This is a genomic window from Bradyrhizobium sp. HKCCYLS20291 (assembly GCF_051167715.1).
Classification (GTDB): Bacteria; Pseudomonadota; Alphaproteobacteria; order Rhizobiales; family Xanthobacteraceae; genus Bradyrhizobium.
This window is the reverse complement of the sequence record NZ_JBNPTO010000002.1, coordinates 821,344-835,973: the sequence shown is the minus strand read 5'-3', so window position 1 is coordinate 835,973 and position 14,630 is coordinate 821,344. Positions and strand designations below refer to the sequence as shown.

The 14,630-nt window shown below is 66.7% G+C and carries 13 protein-coding genes; 5 read left to right on the top strand and 8 right to left on the bottom strand.

The genetic code is table 11. The annotated features are described in order from the left end of the window. Positions 1-767 precede the first annotated feature (767 nt). From ACQR07_RS07960 to ACQR07_RS07950, 3 genes are all read right to left on the bottom strand, one after another. Positions 768-2,240: an ATP-binding protein gene (locus ACQR07_RS07960; RefSeq protein ID WP_434901778.1), complete on the bottom strand. Its 1,473-nt coding sequence runs from the start codon at positions 2,238-2,240 to the stop codon at positions 768-770. Between the two features lie 447 nt (positions 2,241-2,687). Continuing rightward, on the bottom strand, positions 2,688-4,280 hold the full coding sequence (locus ACQR07_RS07955) for an ATP-binding protein (protein ID WP_434901739.1): 1,593 nt from the start codon (positions 4,278-4,280) through the stop codon (positions 2,688-2,690). Positions 4,281-4,424: 144 nt separating this feature from the next. Continuing rightward, a complete protein-coding gene (locus tag ACQR07_RS07950) occupies positions 4,425-5,939 on the bottom strand; it encodes a helicase HerA domain-containing protein (RefSeq protein WP_434901738.1) in 1,515 nt (504 codons plus the stop codon). Between the two features lie 331 nt (positions 5,940-6,270). Here ACQR07_RS07950 and ACQR07_RS07945 point away from each other — a divergent pair, with 331 nt between their 5' ends. Further along, positions 6,271-6,642 carry a response regulator gene (locus ACQR07_RS07945; protein ID WP_434901777.1) on the top strand — a complete coding sequence of 124 codons (372 nt, stop codon included), beginning with the start codon at positions 6,271-6,273 and terminating at the stop codon, positions 6,640-6,642. A gap of 50 nt (positions 6,643-6,692) precedes the next feature. Here the strand turns inward: ACQR07_RS07945 and ACQR07_RS07940 are convergent, their stop codons facing one another. Next, a complete protein-coding gene (locus tag ACQR07_RS07940) occupies positions 6,693-7,535 on the bottom strand; it encodes an AAA family ATPase (RefSeq protein ID WP_434901737.1) in 843 nt (280 codons plus the stop codon). Between the two features lie 98 nt (positions 7,536-7,633). Then, positions 7,634-7,879, bottom strand: a complete 246-nt coding sequence (locus ACQR07_RS07935; protein WP_434901736.1) for a GlsB/YeaQ/YmgE family stress response membrane protein — start codon at positions 7,877-7,879, stop codon at positions 7,634-7,636. 115 nt (positions 7,880-7,994) lie between these two features. On the opposite strand from ACQR07_RS07935, the gene ACQR07_RS07930 reads away from it, so the two are divergent. From ACQR07_RS07930 to sseA, 3 genes are all read left to right on the top strand, one after another. Further along, positions 7,995-9,170, top strand: a complete 1,176-nt coding sequence (locus tag ACQR07_RS07930; protein WP_434901735.1) for a vWA domain-containing protein — start codon at positions 7,995-7,997, stop codon at positions 9,168-9,170. Positions 9,171-9,292: 122 nt separating this feature from the next. Beyond that, complete coding sequence (locus ACQR07_RS07925; RefSeq protein ID WP_434901734.1) at positions 9,293-9,706, top strand: rhodanese-like domain-containing protein; 414 nt, start codon at positions 9,293-9,295, stop codon at positions 9,704-9,706. Positions 9,707-9,815: 109 nt separating this feature from the next. Further along, positions 9,816-10,673, top strand: coding sequence for a 3-mercaptopyruvate sulfurtransferase (sseA, locus tag ACQR07_RS07920; RefSeq protein ID WP_434901733.1), 858 nt, complete (start codon positions 9,816-9,818; stop codon positions 10,671-10,673). Between the two features lie 12 nt (positions 10,674-10,685). Here sseA and ACQR07_RS07915 read toward each other — a convergent pair whose 3' ends face one another. After that, positions 10,686-11,648 carry a hypothetical protein gene (locus ACQR07_RS07915; protein ID WP_434901732.1) on the bottom strand — a complete coding sequence of 321 codons (963 nt, stop codon included), beginning with the start codon at positions 11,646-11,648 and terminating at the stop codon, positions 10,686-10,688. Between the two features lie 362 nt (positions 11,649-12,010). Between ACQR07_RS07915 and ACQR07_RS07910 the strand changes: the two genes are divergently transcribed. Further along, the gene (locus ACQR07_RS07910; protein ID WP_434901731.1) at positions 12,011-13,225 is read left to right on the top strand and encodes a L,D-transpeptidase family protein; all 1,215 of its coding nucleotides are present in this window, start codon (positions 12,011-12,013) and stop codon (positions 13,223-13,225) included. A gap of 66 nt (positions 13,226-13,291) precedes the next feature. Here ACQR07_RS07910 and ACQR07_RS07905 read toward each other — a convergent pair whose 3' ends face one another. Further along, entirely contained in the window at positions 13,292-14,254 is a 963-nt protein-coding gene (locus ACQR07_RS07905) for a D-2-hydroxyacid dehydrogenase family protein (RefSeq protein ID WP_434901730.1), read from the bottom strand. A gap of 118 nt (positions 14,255-14,372) precedes the next feature. Continuing rightward, entirely contained in the window at positions 14,373-14,591 is a 219-nt protein-coding gene (locus tag ACQR07_RS07900; RefSeq protein ID WP_434901729.1) for a hypothetical protein, read from the bottom strand. Between the last annotated feature and the right edge of the window lie 39 nt (positions 14,592-14,630).

The window sequence follows — 14,630 nt, the reverse complement described above, 5'->3', positions numbered from 1 at the left end:
AACCCGCCTCGAGCAGAGGGACGTACGCGTCGTCACGAACGTGAGGTGGGCTGCGATGGACGTGGCGGTTGCGCTTGACGAGCGCGGTCGACGCGGACGGAGAAGTCGTGTGGTCCTGGCCTCTCGACGCTGAGGTCAAGTCCGTGATCGTTGCTTGACGGCACGCGCGGGCGATGGGGGCAAGACAGCCGATCCCCAGGGAGAGCACGAAGGACACCGTTAAAACCAGTCGCGCGGGGAAGGCCGGGATGTCCCAGCCGAACCTGTGGTACCTGCCGCCTGCATTTTTTTCTGCAGGCGGGCCATGGGGGCGGCAGGCTCCCGGCCTTCTCCGCGCCCTCTCGTTGTTTGGAGGGACAGGACGAAAGCATCACTCGGGCACGCCGTGCCGCGGGAAGGCGATGTCGTGTGTCTTTGATGTCGAGTCTCAATGATGTCGTGCCTCACCGGCGAAGTACCAACCACATCCTCCGCCGTCATCCCGGACAAGCGCGCGGCACGCGCGCGCAGATCCGGGATCCATAACCACAGGAAGACATATGAGGCACGATGGCCGCTCCATCTCGCCCAGCCACATTCTGCACGGCGTATGGATCCCGGGTCGGCGGCCACCAACGCTCTCGCGTTGGTGGCCTTGCCCGGGATGACACTGTTTGTGTGGTGAGCGGTGTTGGCAAACCGGGACGCATGCCGATGGATACCAACACGGCCAGCCACACCCTCACCGTCATCCCGCAACAGCGCGCGACGCGCGCACGGGCAAGGCCTCAAGCCTCGATCGCCGTTCGGATCATCCGCGCGAGATCGGCGCTGACATATGGCTTGGCGAGCAGCAGCACGTCGGCGTCGAGGCGGCCGTGATGCACGATGGCATTCTCGGTGTAGCCGGAGGTGTAGAGCACCTTCAGCCCGGGGCGGCGCTTTTCGGCCTCGATGGCAAGCTGGCGGCCGTTCATGCCGCCGGGGATGATGACGTCGGTGAACAGCAGGTCGATACGCTCCCGGCTGTCGATCAGCGCGAGACCCTCGGCGGCATTGCTGGCGGACAAAGTGCGATAGCCGAGCCGGTGCACCTGCGTGACGACGTAGTCGCGCACCAGCGCATCGTCCTCGACGATCAGGATGGTCTCGTCGCCGCGCGCCACGGCCGGTCGTCCACTGTCTGCGGCAGGCAATTCCGGCGCGCTCGCGGCGCGCGGCAGATAGAGCTTCACGGTGGTGCCGTGGCCTTCCTCGCTATAGATCTTGACGTGACCGTTGGACTGCTTGACGAAGCCATACACCATGCTCAGCCCGAGGCCGGAGCCCTTGCCGACGTCCTTGGTGGTGAAGAACGGCTCGAACACCTTGTCGAGCACTGCGGCGGCAATGCCCTGGCCGGTGTCGCTGACCGCGATCATGACGTAGCTCCCCGGCTTGGCTTCGCTATTGAGCTGGGCGTAGTCCTCGTCGAGGCTGACGTTCTTGGTCTCCAGCGTCAGCTTGCCGCCATCAGGCATCGCATCGCGCGCGTTCAGCGCGAGGTTCAGGATCGCGGTCGAGAGCTGGCTCGGATCGATCAGCGCCGGCGCGCTGTCATCGGCCAGCATCGACTCGATCTCGATCTGCTCGCCAAGGGTCGGGCGCAGCAGGCGAGCCGCATCGACCACGAGGGTGTTGATGTCGGTGGCGCGCGGCTGCAGCGGCTGCCGGCGCGAGAAGGCGAGCAGGTGCCGTGTCAGGTCGGCGCCGCGCTCGGCCGCGGAGCTGATCATGTTGGCGATGCCGGCAAGCTGCGGCCTGTCCTTGACCGCATCGGCGAGGATCTCGATCGTGCCGGTGATGACGGTCAGAATGTTGTTGAAGTCGTGTGCGACGCCGCCGGTGAGCTGGCCGATCGCCTCCATCTTCTGCGCCTGGCGGACCTGGGCCTCACTGGCCTCGATCTCCTGGAATCGCCGCACCATCGCTTCGGCGGCGCGGCGCTGCCGGATCTCCTCCTCGAGCTGGGCGTAAGCCTTCTGCAGAGTGATGCGGGTCGGCAGCACCAAGAGCCGCGGCATGATCTTGAGCATGGTGGCGATGACGCTGAGCGCCATCAGCGCCTGAAGAAAATCGATGGCGATCGTGAGCGACGGGACCGGGACCCAGAGATCGATCACCGACAGAAGCCAGCCAGTGCCGCCGATGACGACCCAGATCGCAAGCCCCGCCACGATTCCGCGAAACATCACGTCGCGCCAGCGCCGCCACAGGAACAGGCCGATCACGAAGGCGATCGTGAAGAAGGCGCAGGCGATGATGGCGTGGGAGGCGGCCTGCAGCCAGATCAACCCCGTCGCGCCCAGCACATCCACTGCCAGCGGCGTCAACCTCGGCATACTCAAAACACCCTCAACAACGCAACACGCCCAGCACGGGACCGAACCGGCCCATCGCCGCCTCAAACCGACCGGATCATTCAGCTTTTCGGCTCCGACGCAAGAGCGCGGCAATTCTATCGCCGTGGTTGTGCGGAGTCGAAGTCATGCGGAAAGGTTGAGGAGGCCTTGCTCGGCCGTTTCGTCGGCTCTTGCCCGGGACGACACTGTTCGTGTGGTGGCTGTGGTGGCCAATCGGGACACGCATGTGTGCTCGCTCACACCGCGAACCAACTCCTCCGCCCTCGTCCCGGACAAGCGCTCGCTACGTGCGCGAGGGCCTCGGCCTCAAGCCTCGATTGCCGTCCTGATCATGCGCGCGAGATCGGCGCTGACATACGGCTTGGCGAGCAGCAGCACGTCGGCGTCGAGGCGGCCGTGATGTACGATGGCATTCTCGGTGTAGCCCGAGGTGTAGAGCACCTTCAGCCCGGGACGGCGCTTGTCGGCCTCGATGGCGAGCTTGCGGCCATTCATGCCGCCGGGAATGATGACGTCGGTGAACAACAGGTCGATGCGCTCGTTGCTGTCGATCAGCGCGAGGCCCTCGGCGGCATTGCTGGCGGACAGGGTGCGATAGCCGAGCCGGCGCACCTGCGTGACGACGTAGTCGCGCACCAGCGCATCGTCCTCGACGATCAGGATGGTCTCGTCGCCGCGCGCCACCGCCGGTCGTCCGCTGTCGGCGACAGGCAGCTCCGGCGCGCTCGCCGCGCGCGGCAGATAGAGCTTCACGGTGGTGCCGTGGCCTTCCTCGCTGTAGATCTTGACGTGACCGTTGGATTGTTTGACGAAGCCATACACCATGCTCAGCCCGAGGCCCGAGCCCTTGCCGACATCCTTGGTGGTGAAGAACGGCTCGAACACCTTGTCGAGCAGCGCGGCGGCAATCCCCTGGCCGGTGTCGCTGACCGCGATCATGACGTAGCTCCCGGGCTTGGCCTCGCGGTTCAGCTGGGCATAGTCCTCGTCGAGGGTGACGTTCTTCGTCTCCAGGGTCAGCTTGCCTCCGTCAGGCATCGCGTCGCGCGCGTTCAGGGCCAGGTTGAGGATCGCGGTCGAGAGCTGGCTCGGATCGATCAGCGCCGGCGCGCTGTCGTGGGCCAGCATCGACTCGATCTCGATCTGCTCGCCGAGCGTCGGGCGGAGCAGGCGGCCTGCGTCGACCACGAGGGCATTGATGTCGGTGGCGCGCGGCTGCAGCGGCTGCCGGCGCGAGAAGGCGAGCAGGTGTCGCGTGAGGTCGGCGCCGCGCTCGGCGGCGGCGCTGATCATGCTGGCGATGCCGGCAAGCTGCGGCTTGTCCTTGACCGCATCGGCGAGGATCTCGATCGTGCCGGTGATGACGGTCAGGATGTTGTTGAAGTCGTGTGCGACGCCGCCCGTGAGCTGGCCGATCGCCTCCATCTTCTGCGCCTGCCGCACCTGGGCCTCGGTGGCCTCGATCTCCTGGAATCGCTGTACCATCGCCTCGGCGGCGCGACGCTGCCGGATTTCTTCCTCCAACCGTTCGTAGGCCCTTTGCAGCACGATACGCGTCGGCAGTACCAGGATCTGGCGCAGCATCTGAATCATGGCCGCGATGACCACGACCGAGATCACGGCGAGAAGGGCGTAGACGAGGCTCTCGACTCTGACGTCCGACACCCAGAGATCGAGGATCGAGAGCAGACGCGTGAGGCCGAACAGCGCCACGAACACCCCGAGCGCGGCCAGGGCGCCGCGGAACATGACCTCTTTCCAGCGTCGCCACAGGTAGAGAGCGATGACGGCGGAGATCGTGAAGAAGGCGCAGGCGATGATCGCGTTGGACGCGACATACAGCCAGAACCACCCCGGCGCCTCCGGCAGGCCCGCCGCTTGCACCGTCAACGTTGGCATTTGCGAACCATCCTCAACAATGCAACGCATCCGCCCTGCGGCCGGCCCGGCCTTCCGGCATCGCAAACCGGACGGATCATTCAGCTTTTCAACGCTGGCGCAAGGGCGGGGCCGGCATATTGTTCCCCGGCTTCAAAGGCGCGATCAAGCCTGCGAGTTGAGGCAGCCTTGCTCGGCCGCGTCGTCGGCGTTGGGATCGCCGGGGGCGGTGGCCCAGGCGAGCTCGACCAGGGTGACGATGCGGCGGCCGGCGCCGTCGAGCTGGCAGACGATCAGGCCCTGGTCCTCGATATAGGTCAGCAGGCGCTGCGCCCGGCGCAGCGAATGCGAGCCATAGGCACGAGCAATCGCAGCATCGCTCGGGCAGGGACGGCCGTCCTTGGCGGCCCGGGCGATCATCATGAACACACCCTGCATGTCCTCGGGCAGCAGCGACGCGCGCAAGCTGGCGTCCTGCCAGCCGGCGTCGTCGGCGGTCTCGTCGCCGCCCAGCCCGGCACGGGCGCGGGTGAGCATGCGGCGGAATTCGTTGAGGTCGGGTACGGCTGTGCCCAGCCCCGCGATGCGGCAGCGGACGACGAACTCCTGGTAGAGCACGCCGACGGCGCGGAAGCCGGCGTCGGGCTCGGCCAGCACGGCACGCAGCACGCGCTCGACGCGGGCGCGGCGCTCGGCGAGCTCCTCCTCGCTGACCGCGGGCGCCGGCGGCTCGGGACGCAGCTCCAGCGCGGCCGACTTCGCCGCCATCAGCTGGTCGAGCAACTCGGGCTGCGGCCTGCGCTGCGGCCGCGCGTTGGTCTCGGGCGGCGGCGCAGCCAGGATGACGGCGCGGGCGTCCTCGAGCGAGGCCTCCGGCAGCGGCATCAGCCGCGGCGTCGCGTTGCGCGGCTTGGTGTCGGTAGGCCCGATGCGCAGGCCGAGCGGACGGCGCGACAGTGCCGGGCCGAGCGCCATGAACTGGCCGCGCTCGAGGTCGCGGAACGCCTCCGCCTGGCGCCGCTCCATGCCGAGCAGGTCGGCGGCGCGGGCCATGTCGATGTCGAGGAAGGTCCTGCCCATCAGGAAGTTCGAGGCCTCGGCGGCGACGTTCTTGGCGAGCTTGGCGAGCCGCTGCGTCGCGATCACGCCGGCCAGCCCGCGCTTGCGGCCGCGGCACATCAGGTTGGTCATCGCGCCGAGCGAGGCCTTGCGGGCCTCGTCGGACACCTCGCCGGCGACGGCCGGGGCGAACAGCTGCGCCTCGTCGACCACGACCAGCATCGGGTACCAATGGTCGCGGGAGATTTCGAACAGGCCGTTCAGGAACGCGGCCGCGCGTCGCATCTGGTTCTCGGCGTCGAGCCCCTCAAGATTGAGCACCGTGGACACGCGATGGATTCGCGCCCGTTCGCCGGCGACCTGCAAGGCGCGCTCGGTGTGGTCCTCGGCCTCAATGACGAGATGGCCGAAGCGCTCGGCGAGGGTGACGAAGTCACCTTCGGGATCGATGATCGTCTGCTGCACCCAAGGTGCGCTCTGCTCGAGCAGCCGTCGCAGCAGATGCGACTTGCCGGAGCCGGAATTGCCTTGCACGAGGAGCCGGGTCGCCAGGAGTTCTTCGAGGTCGAGGGCCGCAGGCGCGCCTGCCGCCGTCTGCCCCATCTCGATTGCAATCGTCATGTGCCCCGACTCGAACGCGCGTCTCGCAGAGGGTGGCGCATAACAAGCCCGGGCCGGCGCGTCGAGCGCCGGACGGCCGCTTGTCCCATGTTCCGCTCGGCCTGTGGAAGGTTCCCGCCGACGGGAACCCTCATGCTCGCGCCGCGTTCTATCTTTGCTGGTCGGGGTGGCCGGGCGCGCGCTTGGCGCGATTGGCTGTTCTCTCTACGAAGCACAAAAAGGGACAGCAAGTGAACGAGCGTCAGGATGTCGGTCGTGCGGCGCCTCCGCCTCTCGGTGGGGCGAACTTCCCATGGCGCGGGCCACGAGAACGCGCCGGAGCGCGATGAGCATGCTCGAACGCCCGCTGAATGATCGTCTCATCCTCGTCGTCGAGGACGAGTACATGCTTGCCGACGAGTTGCGCTGTGAAATCGGCGATGCCGGGGCCAAGGTTCTGGGTCCAGTCGGCACGGTTGCGGATGCGCTCGCCCTCGCGAAGCGCGAGGCGCGAATCGACGGCGCCGTTCTCGACGTCAATCTGCGCGGCGAGATGGCGTTCCCGGTCGCCGACCTGCTGATCGAGCGCGACGTCCCGTTCGTGTTCACGACGGGCTACGACGAATCCATCATCCCGGACCGCTTCTCGAAGATTCTCCGCTGCGAGAAGCCGATCGCGGTCGACGGGATCATCCGTGCGCTTCACCGCATGGCCGGACGATGAGCGCACGGCCGATGCGGGTCCTTGCCCGGTCGAGTTACAAGGGGGCTTTGTCAGACCTCTCGCCGGCTCAGGAAGGCCAGTCGCTCGAACAGGTGCACGTCCTGCTCGTTCTTGAGCAGCGCGCCATGCAGCGGCGGGATCAGCTTGCGCGGATCGCGCTCACGCAGCTGCTCGGGGCCGATGTCCTCGTTGAGCAGCAGCTTGAGCCAGTCGAGCAACTCGGACGTCGACGGCTTCTTCTTCAGGCCGGGCACGTCGCGGACCTCGAAGAAGATCCGCAGCGACTCCTCGACCATCCGCTTCTTGATGTTCGGGAAGTGCACGTCGACGATCCGGCCCATCGTGTCCGGGTCGGGGAACTTGATGTAGTGGAAGAAGCAGCGGCGCAGGAAGGCGTCGGGCAATTCCTTCTCGTTGTTCGACGTGATGATCACGATCGGGCGCAGCTTGGCCTTGATGGTCTCGTTGGTCTCGTAGACGTGGAATTCCATCCGGTCGAGCTCGAGCAGCAGGTCGTTCGGAAACTCGATATCGGCCTTGTCGATCTCGTCGATCAGCAGCACCGGCCGCTGCTCGGCGGTGAAGGCCTCCCACAGCTTGCCGCGCTTGATGTAGTTCTTGATGTCGGAGACCCTGGCGTCGCCGAGCTGGCTGTCGCGCAGCCGCGACACGGCGTCATATTCGTAGAGGCCCTGCTGGGCCTTGGTGGTCGACTTGATGTGCCAGGTGAGCAGCGGCGCGTTGACGGCTTTCGCGACCTCTTCGGCCAGCACGGTCTTGCCGGTCCCCGGCTCGCCCTTCACCAGCAGCGGGCGCTCGAGCACGATCGCCGCGTTGACGGCCACTTTGAGGTCGTCGGTGGCGACGTAGTCCTGGGTGCCGGTAAATTTCATCGCGCCTCGCTTGTCGGTCGAACTTGTGTTGAGTGGCTACGCAGCGGCCGGGGCCGCTGCGACTTTGAGATGATGGCTGCCATCGGAAGGGAAAATAATCAAGCGCGCCTGATCAAGGAGAGGATCACGAGCACGATCACCGCGCCGATCGTGGCGTCCAGAATGGCCCCGAGAGTGCCGCTGGCGAGCGCGATGTGCAGTTCCGGCAGCACGTAGCTCGCGACCAATGCGCCGATGATGCCGACGACCATGTTGCCGATCAGGCCAAAACCGGCCCCGCGCACGACCAGCCCGGCCAGCCAGCCCGCGATGGCGCCGATGATCAGCGCTGCAATGATACCCATGACAACCCCCATTCGCTGTGTTGTTCCGGGGATTGTAGAGCAAAAAGGCCGCCGGTCCAGGCGGCCGCCAGGAGCAGCCCTTGACGCGCCCTGCGGGCCGGGCGATCTAATGGGCATGTTCCTGCAATTCTTCACAGCACTGCGCGACGCGCAGGTCCCGGTCTCCCTGCGCGAATATCTCACGCTGATGGAGGCCATCGACGCCGATCTCGCCGAGCATTCGGTCGAGAATTTCTACTATTTGTCGCGCACGGCGCTGGTGAAGGACGAGCGCAATCTCGACAAGTTCGATCGCGTGTTCGGCACCGTTTTCAAGGGGCTCGAGAACCTGCTCGACGCGATGGAGAAGGCCGAGATCCCCGAGGAATGGCTGAAGAAGCTGGCCGAGAAATATCTCACCGAGGAAGAGAAAAAAGAGATCGAGGCCATGGGCTGGGACAAGCTCATGGAGACCTTGAAGAAGCGCTTGGAAGAGCAGAAGGGGCGTCACCAGGGCGGCAGCAAGTGGATCGGCACGGCGGGCACCTCGCCGTTCGGTGCCTACGGCTACAACCCCGAAGGCGTCCGCATCGGCCAGGAGAAGAATCGCAACAACCGTGCCGTGAAGGTGTGGGACCGCCGCGAGTTCAAGGATCTCGACGGCAATGTCGAACTCGGCATCCGCAACATCAAGGTGGCGCTGCGCCGGCTGCGCAAGTTCGCCCGCACCGGCGCGCCCGACGAACTCGACTTGGACACCACGATCCGCGAGACCGCCAATCACGGCTATCTCGACGTGCACATGCGGCCCGAGCGGCGCAATGCGGTCAAGGTGCTGGTGTTCTTCGACATCGGCGGATCGATGGATTCGCACATCGCGCAGGTCGAAGAACTGTTCTCGGCGGCGAAGAGCGAATTCAAGCACATGGAATATTTCTACTTCCACAATTGCCTCTATGAGGGCGTGTGGAAGCAGAACAAGCGGCGCTTCACCGACCGCACGCCGACCTGGGACGTGCTGCACAAGTACCCGCACGACTACAAGGTCGTGTTCGTCGGCGACGCCTCGATGTCGCCTTACGAGATCATGGTGCCCGGCGGCTCGGTCGAGCACGTCAACGAGGAGCCGGGCTCGGTCTGGCTCGACCGGATCATCCGGACCTATCCACACACGGTGTGGCTCAACCCGGTGGCGCAGAAGCACTGGGACTATTCGGAGTCCACCACCATCATCCGCCGCATCTTCTCCGAGCGCATGTATCCGATCACCATCGAAGGGCTGGAAGGGGCGATGAAGGAGCTGGTGCGCTGATGCTTGTCATTCCGGGGCGCCCGAAGGGCGAACCCGGAATCTCGATATTGCCTTGCCACTTTGAGATTCCGGGTTCGATGCTGCGCATCGCCCCGGAATGACTGCCGGGAGGAAGCTAGAGAATGCCCCAGATCATCACCCGCGGCATCAAGGCGCTGATCGACGAAGCCAGTGCCGAGATCGAGACGCTCTCCGCGGCTGACGCCATCGAAGCCGCCAGGCGGGACGATGTCGTCATCGTCGACATCCGCGATCCCCGTGAGATCGAGCGCGACGGCAAGATTCCCGGCGCGTTCTCCTGCACTCGCGGCATGCTCGAGTTCTGGATCGATCCGCAGAGCCCTTATGCCAAGCCGATCTTCCAGCAGGACAAGACCTTCATCTTCCACTGCGCCGGCGGCCTGCGCTCGGCGCTCGCGGCCAAGACGGCCAAGGACATGGGCCTGAGGCCGGTCGCTCATATCGGCGGCGGCTTCGCCGCCTGGCGCGAGGCGGGCGGGCCGGTCGAGGCGTGGGCGCCGAAGAAGAAGGATTGAACCTGCAGTCAGGCGCGGGCTTGACCCGCGTGTCCATCGCTTCGACAAGATGGATCGCCGGATCAAGTCCGGCGATGACGGTCGAATTTACGGCTCGGAGTGTTTGCGCATGACCACCCCCAACGACCCGCTCGTCACCACCGACTGGCTCGCGGCGCATCTCGGCGACCCCAAGGTCAAGGTGGTCGATGCGACCTTCAAGATGCCCGGCGTCCTGCCGCTGCCGAAGGACGACTACCTGAAGGCGCACATTCCCGGCGCCGTGTTCTTCGACGTCGACGAGGTCTCCGACCATTCCAATCTGTTGCCGCACATGTATCCGAGCGCCGAGCAGTTCGGCCGCGATGCCGCCCGGCTGGGTGTCAGCAATGCCGATACGGTGGTGGTGTATGATTCCGGCGGCTGGGTCGCCGGCCCGCGCGCGTGGTGGATGTTTCTGTCGTTCGGCCACCAGGACGTGCGCGTGCTCGATGGCGGCCTGAAGAAGTGGATCGCCGAGGGGCGTCCGGTCGACAGCGGGCAGGTGACGCCCGCAGCGGGGACCTATCTTGCAAGCTTCGACGCGGCGCGCGTGCGCAAGATCGAGCAGATGGTTGCCAATCTCGCCGGTGGCGCCGAGCAGGTGATCGACGCGCGCCAGGCGCCGCGGTTTGCCGGCGAGGTCGCGGAGCCGAGACCGGGGCTGCGCTCGGGTCACATCCCGGGCAGCCGCAATCTGCCCTATGCGGAGTTGTTCAACGCCGCGACCGGCGAGATGAAGCCGCTGGACGAATTGCGCAAGGCGTTCGGCGTCGCGGGTGTCGATCTCGCAAAGCCGATCGTGACGTCGTGCGGCTCGGGCGTGTCGGCCGCCGTGCTGACGCTGGCGCTCTATCGTCTCGGCATCCGCGACACCGCGCTCTACGACGGCTCCTGGTCGGAATGGGGCGTCGAAAACGGTCCGCCGGTCGCGACCGGGCCCGCCTGAGCGGCGGAGCCTCTATCGCGTCCGCGGCCCGGCCGCCTGCTGTCCGACCGGCTGCGGTTGAGCGAAGGGCTGCGAGAACGGATCCATGAACTGCTGCTGCTGTTGTGCGGCGGCCTCGCGCGCCGCCCGGGCCCGCTGCGCATAGCGCCGCTGCTGGGCCCGGCGCGCAGCGAGATGCTTCTCGCGGGCGCGCTTCTTCACCACGCTCCGGCGCAACTGGACGCTGGCCACCTTCACCGACGCGCGATGCTCGCTCAGGGCGGGCTTCTCCGGCACCGGCTGCTCGGCCAGCGCGGCGAGCTTGGCTGCAATCGGATCCAGCACGGCCGGGACCGGCGTCGGTGCGGCGGCCGGTTGTGTCGTCGAGGCCGGATCGGCACTCGCCAGCACCTGCGGGGCAGGTGATGCTGCGACCGGAACGATCGTGGCCTCGTTCGGGGCCGGCGCCGTTGCAGGCGCCGGAGCATCGGGCGTGGTGTCGAGCCGCGGTTTGTCGGAGGCCTTTTCGACGAGCACTGGCGTCGAGGCGCTCGCGTCCGCCATGCTGGGAGCGGCCTTGGAGGCTTCGGCACGCTCATCTGCCGCTGGTCGGACCAGATCCGATGTTGCGGCCGTGTCGACCGTTTCAGCCGGCAGCGATGGCGTCGGCACGGCCGTCGCTTCGACGGCCGGCGGCACATCGGCCTTGTCGCTGGCGGACGGCACGTCCGTCTGCTCGGCCGGGGCCGCAGGAGCCGCCGCGAGAGCCAGTGGCGGAGGCGCGGCCGGCTCGAGGCGCAGCACGGCCAGAACCGGCGGTGGTTCGGCCGGTGGCAGGAACGCCGTGAAACCCGACGCCTGGGTCTGATGCCAGGACGAGTTGCTGGCGAACTGCTCGTGGGCGGCTCGCAACAGGGCGGCGGCGCCCATGCCGAAGATGGTGAGAGAGATGGAGCAGACGATCGCGGCGACGAGGAAACGGAAGCCGGGAAGCATTGACGGGAACTCTCGTCACGGCAGCGGGACTGCCGAGACCTTAGAGCCAGTAGGGAACGCGGTGATCACAGGGAATGCCGCGTTCGCGACGGTGCCGGCTTCTGCCGTGCATCGCGAATCAGGCTGAGATCACCATACCGCAAGCGTTCCCGCCCGCGCGCCAAATCGAGCCGCCGAACGCCACGGCCGCAGCTCCGCTGCACTTTTTCGGCGGCATGAGACTTCCGTGCAACGACGGTGACATGATCACAAATTGCCGAAATGGGACCGTCTTGGGCCGAATTGTCTTGAATGCGCCGCTATCTTCGGCCATCTGGCAGGGCAAAGGTCCCAATCGGCGGCTTGGGGATACTGCAAGGGCGATGATGATCAGACATATCCTGACGGTTTGCGCGGTCGCGGCAGCGGGCGTGGCGGCAGCCTCGTCTGCTGGAGCACAGCAGGTCTATCAGACGGCGCCGGGCGCCTATTCGCCGCAGCCTACGCCCTATCCAGCCGACGTGCGCGGACAGAACCCTGATTTTGATGAGCTCGACGACGAGGACGCGCCGGGCAACTCCGCGGCTCTTCCGCCGCCCGGCCCCGTGATGTCGCCGGACGATCCGCGCTACCGCCGTCCTGCCAATGGCCCCGTCTACGGCGCGGCGCCGACCGGACCGGTGATGTCACCGGACGATCCCCGCTACGGGCGTCCCGGCACGGCTCCGGTTTACGGCGCTGCTCCGACCGGTCCAGTGATGTCTCCGGATGATCCGCGCTATGGTCGTCCGGCTGGTCCGCCCGCCGTGATCTATGCCGATCGTCCGGCTTCCGGGCAGCAGGCCTATGGCAATGGTGCGCCCGGCGGTGATGCCGGCGCGCCGCGACCGCCGGGTGTGGTCGGCAATGCTGCTCCGCCCGTCGCAGGCGCGGTCCAGGCGCCGGCCGGCGACCGGCCGATGACGGTGGCGGCGCTGCCGCCGGAAGAGCAGCCGGATGCGGCACCGGCGCCGCTGCCGGCGAATCTGCGCCGTCAGGAGGTCGACTTCGTTACCAAGGAGCCGCCGGGAACGATCGTCGTCGATACGCCGAACACCTATCTGTATCTGGTGCTCGGGAACGGACGGGCGATGCGCTACGGCGTCCGCGTCGGCCGCGAGGGCTTCACCTGGACCGGCGTCCAGAAGATCACCAAGAAGACCGAGTGGCCGGACTGGTATCCGCCGAGCGAGATGATCGAGCGCCAGCCTTATCTGCCGCGCTTCATGGCCGGTGGCCCGGGCAATCCGCTCGGCGCTCGGGCGATGTATCTCGGTTCGACCGTGTACCGCATCCACGGCACCAACCAGCCGTCGACGATCGGCAAGTTCGTGTCCTCGGGCTGTATCGGCATGCTGAACGACGACGTCTCGGACCTGTTCGACCGCGTCAAGGTCGGCACCCGCGTGGTCGTCATGCCGGGCGGAGCCCCTCCGGGCTCGGCGAAGAACATGGCGGCTGCGGCGTCCGGGCAGCCTCCGGTTCAGGCGCAGGCCACCGTTCCCGTCAATCAGCCGACCGCGGTGCAGCCGCTGCCGCCGCCGGTGACCATCCGCTGAACGGCTGAGATCCAAATACAAAACACCCTCCTTGCGGAGGGTGTTTTGCGTTGGGGCTGTCCACGGTCAGGCGAGCCGGCGCGGCGGCTCGGTGCCGTCGAGCCAGGCGGCGATGCAGTCGACCATCTGGCCATAATGCGCCCGGAAACTTTCCTCGGTGACGTAGCCGAGGTGCGGCGTCAGCACGACATTGTCGAGCCCGCGCAGCGGGTGCGCCGCCGGCAGCGGCTCCACCGAGAACACGTCGAGGCCGGCGCCGGCGATGCGTTTCTCGCGCAGGGCCTGCAGCAGTGCGGCCTCGTCCACGATCGGCGCGCGCGAAGTGTTGACGAGATAGGCGCTCGGCTTCATCCGGGCGATGTCGGCCGCCCCGACCAGTCCGCGTGAGCGCTCGCTGAGCACGACGTGGATGGTGATTACGTCGGCGGTCGCGAACAACTGCTCCTTGGTCGCGTAGCCGACGCCCGCCTCCTGGCAGCGCTCCGGCGTGAGGTTGGGGCTCCAGGCGATCACGTTCATGCCGAAGGCCTTGGCGAGCCCGGCGATCTTGGTGCCGAGCTTGCCGAGGCCGATGATGCCGAGCGTCTTGCCCTCGATCTCGACGCCGCCGAGCGCCTGCCACGGCTGCCCGGCATGCATGCGGGCGTTTTCCTGGCCGATTTTGCGGGTCAGCTCCAGGATCAGGCCCATGGTCAGCGGCGCGGTGGGATCGCGGCCATATTGCGTGCCGCAGACGACGATGCCGCGCCCTTTGGCGGCGTCCATATCGATGGCAGCGTTGCGCATGCCCGAGGTGATGAGCAGCTTCAGCTTGGGCAGCCGCTCGATCAGGGTGCGTGGCAACGGCGTCCGCTCGCGCATCGCGCAAATGATATCGACGTCGGCCAACGCGCTGGCCGCGGCTTCCTCGCCGTCGAACGGGTGCGTGAAGGCGGTCACGTCCACATTGCCGGCCAGCCGGGGCCAGTCGGCCAGCGAGAGAGTCGTGTCGTAATAGTCGTCGAGGATTGCGCAGCGCAGCCGAGTCATCGCCTAGTTCCATTCATCGGGGAACGGCGCGATCGTCGACGCCGTTGGGAATGGAGCATGGTTGCGCGCAAAGCGCGGAAGGCGCAAGGCGCCGTCACGGAGCGGACGGAGCGAAAGATCAGTCGACGTTGGTCTTGAGGCGGAACGCGGCATCGCTGCCGTATTTGGCGCGCCATGCCGGGCCCGGACCACGCATGTAATGCTGTTCCGGCCGGTAAGGATTGAAGGCGCGCGTCGCGAATTCACGCCAGAAGCTCCTGACTTCGTCCAGGAGGCCGGTGCGGTTTCGGCGTTCTGCCGCTGGGGCGGGCAGGGAGGCTGACGTGAGGGTGGCCATGACGGGCTCTCGCTGTTGTCGTCTCGGGCTTTGTGCCGC

What these genes read in the sequence shown, in the direction of transcription:
- ACQR07_RS07955 (WP_434901739.1), bottom strand. Translation starts at nt 4,280, where the DNA reads ATGCCAACGTTGACGGTGCAAGCGGCGGGCCTGCCGGAGGCGCCGGGG.
- ACQR07_RS07950 (WP_434901738.1), bottom strand. Translation starts at nt 5,939, where the DNA reads ATGACGATTGCAATCGAGATGGGGCAGACGGCGGCAGGCGCGCCTGCG.
- ACQR07_RS07945 (WP_434901777.1), top strand. Translation starts at nt 6,271, where the DNA reads ATGCTCGAACGCCCGCTGAATGATCGTCTCATCCTCGTCGTCGAGGAC.
- ACQR07_RS07940 (WP_434901737.1), bottom strand. Translation starts at nt 7,535, where the DNA reads ATGAAATTTACCGGCACCCAGGACTACGTCGCCACCGACGACCTCAAA.
- ACQR07_RS07935 (WP_434901736.1), bottom strand. Translation starts at nt 7,879, where the DNA reads ATGGGTATCATTGCAGCGCTGATCATCGGCGCCATCGCGGGCTGGCTG.
- ACQR07_RS07930 (WP_434901735.1), top strand. Translation starts at nt 7,995, where the DNA reads ATGTTCCTGCAATTCTTCACAGCACTGCGCGACGCGCAGGTCCCGGTC.
- ACQR07_RS07925 (WP_434901734.1), top strand. Translation starts at nt 9,293, where the DNA reads ATGCCCCAGATCATCACCCGCGGCATCAAGGCGCTGATCGACGAAGCC.
- sseA (WP_434901733.1), top strand. Translation starts at nt 9,816, where the DNA reads ATGACCACCCCCAACGACCCGCTCGTCACCACCGACTGGCTCGCGGCG.
- ACQR07_RS07915 (WP_434901732.1), bottom strand. Translation starts at nt 11,648, where the DNA reads ATGCTTCCCGGCTTCCGTTTCCTCGTCGCCGCGATCGTCTGCTCCATC.
- ACQR07_RS07910 (WP_434901731.1), top strand. Translation starts at nt 12,011, where the DNA reads ATGATGATCAGACATATCCTGACGGTTTGCGCGGTCGCGGCAGCGGGC.
- ACQR07_RS07905 (WP_434901730.1), bottom strand. Translation starts at nt 14,254, where the DNA reads ATGACTCGGCTGCGCTGCGCAATCCTCGACGACTATTACGACACGACT.
- ACQR07_RS07900 (WP_434901729.1), bottom strand. Translation starts at nt 14,591, where the DNA reads ATGGCCACCCTCACGTCAGCCTCCCTGCCCGCCCCAGCGGCAGAACGC.